This is a genomic window from Formosimonas limnophila (assembly GCF_014652675.1).
GTDB lineage: Bacteria > Pseudomonadota > Gammaproteobacteria > Burkholderiales > Burkholderiaceae > Hydromonas > Hydromonas limnophila.
Window position 1 is genome coordinate 1 of record NZ_BMZG01000055.1, and the last position, 540, is coordinate 540.

General features: G+C 50.7%; 1 protein-coding gene. It reads left to right on the forward strand.

The window, feature by feature from the left end:
- A partial coding sequence (locus IE082_RS11155; RefSeq protein WP_189493978.1) for a hypothetical protein occupies nucleotides 1-540 on the forward strand: 540 nt, incomplete at both ends.

A 540-nucleotide genomic window follows, 5' to 3' on the forward strand; every position in this document is an offset into this window, starting at 1 on the left:
AGTTGTGCTCAATGCAGGTCACATTAAAACCACCAGCAGCCTGACCAACAGCGGTACAGTTGATGTCGGTGGTTCAGTCAACATCACCACAGGCAACCTCACCAACGCCGCAGGCAAGATCCAAACCGCAGGCGCACTCGCGGTCACTGCGCCCACCATCAACAACCAAAACGGCGTCATCAAATCACAAACATCGACCCAAGTTACCGCCACGACCATTGACAACTCAAATCAAGGGTTGATTCAAGCGCAGAAACTGAATGTTATTACAGCAACCCTCAACAACAGCAACACTGACCTCACTGGTGGTGTGATTGGCGAGGAAAGCCTGAGCATAAAAAACAACACGATAGCTGGAACAACGCAAGTAGACAACAAGCGCGGTTACATCGCGGGCGGTCAAGCGACCATCTTGCTATCGAGCTTAGACAATCAAAAAGGGATTGTCACGGCAGGCCAAAACCTAACGCTTGACAGCAAAACCCTCAACAACCAAGCGGGTCAAATTCTCGCGAATCAAGCACTCAAGATCACCGCCAC